This is a genomic window from Streptomyces spongiae (genome assembly GCF_009377185.1).
GTDB lineage: Bacteria > Actinomycetota > Actinomycetes > Streptomycetales > Streptomycetaceae > Streptomyces > Streptomyces spongiae.
In genome coordinates this window covers 1-4,622 of the sequence record NZ_VJZC01000708.1, presented here as the reverse complement: position 1 = coordinate 4,622, position 4,622 = coordinate 1, and the positions used below count along the sequence as shown (strand labels likewise).

Sequence of the window (4,622 nt, the reverse complement as noted above, 5' to 3'; positions counted from 1 at the left end):
GGGCAGCGGGAGTTCGTCGGGGAGGTCCGCGAGCGCCTCCCGCCAGTGGGCGAGGTGGCCGTCCTGGTCGTGGCCGAGGACGTCGTGCTGCCAGGCGGCGTAGTCGGCGTACTGGACGGGCAGCGGCGCCCGGTCCGGCTCCTGCCCCGCGAGGCGGGCCCGGTACGCGGTGGCCAGGTCACGGACGAGTGGGTCCAGCGACCAGCCGTCCGCCGCGATGTGGTGCAGCACCAGCAGCAGGACGTGGTCCTCGGGGCCGAGGACGAGGAGGTGGGCGCGGAACGGGATGCCGTCGGCCAGGTGGAACTCCGCACCCGCCAACTCCGCGAGCCGCTGCGGTAGTTCGGACTCCGGCACGGGATCGACTACGTGCAGCTCGGGCCGCGCGGAGTCCCGTACGCGCTGGCTCGGGATGCCGTCGGCGTCGGGGTAGACGGTCCGCAGGATCTCGTGCCGGGCGACGAGGTCGGCGAGCGCGGCGCGCAGGGCCACCGTGTCGGGGGCGCCGCCTGTGAGCCGTACGGCGAGCGGCACGTGGTACGCGGCGCCGGAGCCCTCCAGCCGGTGCAGGAACCACAGCCGCCGCTGGGCCGACGACAGCGGGGCCTCGCCCTGAGCCGTGCGCGCGGACGGCCGCGGAGCGGGTCGTACGGTCGGGCCGGTGCCGACCAGTCGGGCGAGCCCCGCCGGGGTGGGCTCCCGGAACACGTCACGCAGGGTCAGTTCGACACCGAGTGCGGCGCGGACGCGGCCCAGGAGCCGCAGGGCGAGCAGGGAGTGGCCGCCGAGCGCGAAGAAGCCGTCGTGCGGACCGACATGCGGCAGGCCGAGGACGTCCGCGAACAGGGCACACAGGATCTCTTCGTGCGGAGTCTGCGAGGTCCGTGCCGGCTGGGCGGGCTCGGCCGCGGTCGTCGGCGGGGCGGGCAGGGCGGCCCGGTCGAGCTTGCCGTTGGCGGTCAGCGGCAACCGCTCCAGGACCACGACGGCGGACGGCACCATGAAGTCGGGCAGGTGGCCGGCGAGATGGTCACGCAGGGCTTCCGGCGTCGGTGCGGAGCCCTCGGTGGGGACCGCGTACGTGACCAGGCGCCGGTCGCCGGGGCGGTCCTCGCGGACGACGGCGACCGCCTGGGCGACGTCGGGGTGGGCGGCGAGCGCCGTCTCGATCTCACCGGGTTCGATGCGGAACCCGCGCAGTTTGACCTGGCCGTCGGCGCGGCCGTGGAACTCCAGCTCGCCGTCCGGCGTGACGCGGACCCGGTCACCGGTGCGGTACATGCGGGCGCCCGGCGGGCCGTACGGGTCGGCGGTGAACCGCTCGGCGGTGGCGGCCTGACGGCCCAGGTAGCCGCGGGCCACACCGGGCCCGGCGACGTACAACTCCCCCACCGTGCCCGGCGGGACGGGTTGGAGGGCGCCGTCGAGGACGTGGGCGCGCATGCCGTCCAGGGGGCGGCCGATCGGCAGCGGATCGGGCACGGGCTCGCCCGGAGGGCAGGGGCGGCGGGTGGCGAAGGTGGTGGTCTCGGTCGGGCCGTAGCCGTCGGTGACGGTCAGGCCCGGGCAGGCCGCGAGCACCCGGCGGACGGCCCCGGCGGGAACGGCCTCGCCACCGGTCCACACCTGGCGCAGCCCCGCGAAGCAGCCCGGGTCCTCCTCGGCGGCGAGCCGGAACAGCCCGGCGGTGAGCCACAGCGCGGTCAGCCCGTGACGCTCCGTCAGCCGTGCGACGGCGGTGGCGCCCATGTCCTCCTCGGGTCCGGCGACGACGGCGGTGCCGCCGTTCAGCAACGGCACCCACATCTCGTACGTGGACGCGTCGAACGCGGTCGGCGAGTGGACGAGGACCCGTGTGTGCGCACCGTCACCGAACGCCGAGTCGGCGGCGAGGGCGGTGACGTCGTGGTGGGTGACGGCGACGCCCTTGGGAGTGCCCGTGGAGCCGGAGGTGTGGCTGACGTAGGCGAGTTGGGCCGGGTGCAGGGGGACGCGGGGGTCGGTGAACGGCTCGGTGAACGGCTCGGTGAACGGCTCGGTCGCGAGGGCCGGGTCTTCGGCCACGGTGACGACCGGGACGATGCCGTCGTACGTCCCGGTGGGCTGTCCGGGGTCGGTCAGCAGGGCCCGCGCGCCCGTCTCGGCGAGGATCCTCCGGGTGCGGGCGGCGGGCGCGCGCGGGTCCAGGCCGACGTACGCGGCGCCTGCCTTGAGGATCGCCAGCAGGGCGGTGAGAAGGTCGTCGGAGCGGCGCATCAGCACCGCCACCCGGTCCTCGGGCCGGACGCCGAGGGCGATCAGGCGGTGGGCGAGGCGGTTGGCACGGGTGTTCAACTCGCGGTAGCTGAGGGTGCGTTCGCCGTGGACCACGGCCGGGGCGTCGGGGTGGGCCGCGACGCGGGCCGCGAACAGCTCGGGCACGGTCGTCCCGCTCCCGCGTGCGGCCGCTCCTTGGAGCCCGGCTTCCGTCCGCTCCTCGGGCAGGGTCAGCTCCACCCGGCCGACGGGGGTGCCCGGCCCGAGTACGGCTGCGGCGAAGTACTCGACGAAGCGGGTGAACCGCCGGTGGTGCGCGTCGAGTTCGGCGTCGGTGTAGTGGGCAGGGCTCGCGTCGAGGTCGACGCGGATGCCGTGGCCGTCGGCGCGGTCGTACACGTTGACCGCGAGATCCTCGATCGGGCCCGTGGACAGGTTGTGGCGGGTGGTCGGGTGTCCGGCGAACCGCAACTCCGGCCCGAACGCCATGATGTTGACGACCGGCCCGAAGAAACGGCGCCCGTCCCGGGGCCAGTCCAGCTCGCGGCGCAGGTCCTCGCCGCGGTGGCGCTGGTGGGCCAGCAGGTCGCGGGTGGCCGTCGCGGCCCGGCTCACGAGGTGGAAGGCGGCACTGTCGGGTCGTACGGACAGCCGCAACGGGAGCACGTTGGACGCCATGCCGGGGGTGGCGAGTTCGGTGTCGCTCTTCCGGGCGGTGACGGCGAGGCCGAGGACGATGTCGCGGGCTCCGGTGAGCCGGTGCAGATAGGCGGCGGTCGCCGCGAGGACGACGCGCGACCAGCGGGTCCCGGCGTGCGCGGCGGCCGCGTGGACCAGGTCGCCCGCCGCTTCCGGCAGATGACCGGTGCGGCGGAGGAAGCGGTCGGCGACACCGGGCGGGCGCGTGGTCAGGCCCACGGGGTCGGGACGGTCGGCGAGGGCGCGTGTCCAGAACTCCCGGTCCGACGCCTGCTGTCGCCCGGTCCGGTATGCCTCGTCCGCGTCGACCAGCGAGGCGAGGGGCGCCGGTGGCGGGGTGTGCGGGGCGCCGGCCACGAGGGCGGTGTAGGCGTCGGCCACCCGCCTGGCGATGAGGGAGCAGCTGTAGCCGTCGACGGCGATGTGGTGGTAGCTCTGGTACCAGATCCAGTGGTCGTCCGCGAGCCTCAGCAGCGCGTACCGCAAGAGCGGGGCCCGGTCGAGGTCGAAGGGCGTGGCGAAGTCGGCGGCCATCCACGCCTCGGCGGCGGAGCGGGCGTCGGGCTCGCCGGTGAGGTCGACGACGGGGAGGTCGTGGTGGGGGTCGGCGTCGACGATCTGGCGGACGGTCTCGTCGTCCGCCGCGAACCGGACCCGCAGCGTCTCGGTGGCGTCCACGACCTGCCGTACGGCGGCCCGGAGGAGGACGGGATCGACCGGCCCGTGGATCTCGGTGTACTCGCCCACGTTGTAGGCGGGGCCCGCGGGGTCGAGGCGCTGGCCGAACCACATCGAGCGCTGGGCGGCGGACAGGTCGAGCACGTGGGGATCGGTCACCTTCATGCCTCCGCGACGGCGGTGGCGGCGGGCGCGGTGGTGGCGGTGCCCGTCAGCAGACGAGTCACGTGCTCGGCGACGGCCTGCGGGCCCTTGTCGCGGCCGGGCCAGGGGACGCGGAGCCAGGGCTCCGCGGGCACGAGCACGGTGTCGCGGGCCTGGCGGGCCCGGCCGCCGCCGGTGATGTTGAGGAGCACCAGTTCGTCACGCCGGACCCGTCCCGCCCGTACGGCGTCGGCGAGGGACGCCAGGGCGACTCCGGCTCCCGGTTCGATGTCGATGCCCTCGACCTCCTCGAAGAGGGCCATGGCGGCGAGCGCGGCCTCGTTGTCCGTGCACAGGACGTCGCCGCCGCTCTCGGTGAGGACGTCGCGCACCCCGCCGCGTACGGTGAACGGCGGTCGGCGGTTGGTCAGTTCGCGGGCGAGCGGCTCGTGCTCCCGGTCGGCGGGAGCGGCGCCGGTACATCGCCAGGCGTCGTACAGGGGTGCGAAGGGCGCGTTCTGGCACATCAGGAGGCGGGGCAGCACCTCGCCACCCCCCGTGAGTCGGCGCGCCGCCTCGTGGGCGCCGATGGCTCCCGTACCGCTGCCGACGGCCTGGACGTACGTCTCCGGCAGCCGTCCGAGGGCCTCGGCGGCGGCCAGCATGACGGTGCCCAGGCCGTCGCGGCGGCCGACGTTGCGCGAGCCGCCCTCGGCGTGGTGGCCGGGGAGCCGGGCGAGCAGGTCGGCGCAGGCGATGGCATCGCTGTAGGTGGCGGTGCCGTCGAGGACGACGAGGCGCACGCAGGGATCGAGCGGGGCGGGGAAACGCATCCGCTCCAGGGC

At 75.4% G+C, this 4,622-nt stretch carries 2 protein-coding genes; both read right to left on the bottom strand.

Annotation, left to right across the window (positions count from 1 at the left end):
• The coding region (locus tag FNH08_RS45065; protein ID WP_152777332.1) for a non-ribosomal peptide synthetase at nt 1–3,798 on the bottom strand (3,798 nt) is incomplete at its 3' end.
• Nucleotides 3,795–4,622, bottom strand: an 828-nt coding sequence (locus FNH08_RS45060; protein ID WP_152777330.1) for a pyridoxal-phosphate dependent enzyme, incomplete at its 5' end; no start/stop codon positions are given. The genes FNH08_RS45060 and FNH08_RS45065, both read right to left, overlap by 4 nt.